The organism is Streptococcus sp. HMSC063B03, from assembly GCF_001836965.1.
Taxonomy (GTDB): Bacteria; Bacillota; Bacilli; order Lactobacillales; family Streptococcaceae; genus Streptococcus; species Streptococcus pneumoniae_F.
This window is the reverse complement of the sequence record NZ_KV831059.1, coordinates 1-894: the sequence shown is the minus strand read 5'-3', so window position 1 is coordinate 894 and position 894 is coordinate 1. Positions and strand designations below refer to the sequence as shown.

Here is an 894-nt window from a genome sequence, read left to right as displayed (position 1 = left end):
CTACCTTCAGCGTTGAGAGTAAGACACTACGTGAGGTTAGACAGTTCTTTAGTAAACATGCGGATGATGTAGTACGAGGAGTAGGTGGTTCTGGGAAGGCGGAGAGAGTCACACAAGCTGTCAATAATATGTCGGAGTTTTTTGAGACAGACTTTGGAAAAAAGATTAGGGACAATCTTAGAAAGACGAAGAAACAATATGACGGGCAAAGTGTTTATGAGGTGATGAAGAAGGTTGATAGAAATTTGCGCAAAGGAGATTACCTGTATTTGGATGGTTTACATATGGACCATTTTGAAGTTTTTGATAAACGTGGTAATTTGAAATCTGTACTTAATCTTGATGGTACTTTAAACACAGATAAGTTATTAAAAGCTAAAGGAAGGAAATTACATTGAAGGAAGAAATCTATAAACTTTATGAGGTGTGTAAACGATTCAATTCGAGGCTAGGATACTCGTTAGAAGAAAATAAAAAATTAAAAGATTTTAAAGAATTGATAGATGATAATCTATCTGATGACTTTCAAGAGCTTATGTCAGGTATTTCAGCATTCAAGGAAGAAATAATTGATCAAAGTATAGCTGATGAGCAATACAGTCAATTCTATTACGAGTTATTGTCTTCGATGGCTAACTTTTCTTCTTACTTTGCAGATTTGCATGAAATAATTTTTGATCTAAACAAAAGACGCAGATTTAAAATGGGAGAAATTACCAAAGAGGAATTAGTCAGTTCAGATGAAATAATTTTAGACGATGAGGACGATGAATCTGGAAATTAAAGAATAGATACTTATTATTTTTCTAAACGTATTAAAGATTCTGTCCGATACTATGAGCCGTATTTGAACACGGAGGAAGCCCTCTGGGATAAGGTCACCCATATGGATGC

2 protein-coding genes are annotated in these 894 nt (G+C 34.6%); both read left to right on the top strand.

Annotation, left to right across the window (positions count from 1 at the left end; translation table 11 throughout):
* Positions 1–398 (top strand): hemagglutinin (locus tag HMPREF2628_RS11140; RefSeq protein WP_257375294.1); only part of this gene is annotated, 398 nt, incomplete at its 5' end.
* Positions 395–784 (top strand): hypothetical protein, encoded by a 390-nt coding sequence (locus tag HMPREF2628_RS08170; protein ID WP_000656834.1) that lies wholly within the window; start codon positions 395–397, stop codon positions 782–784. The genes HMPREF2628_RS11140 and HMPREF2628_RS08170, both read left to right, overlap by 4 nt.
* The last annotated feature ends 110 nt before the right edge of the window (positions 785–894 follow it).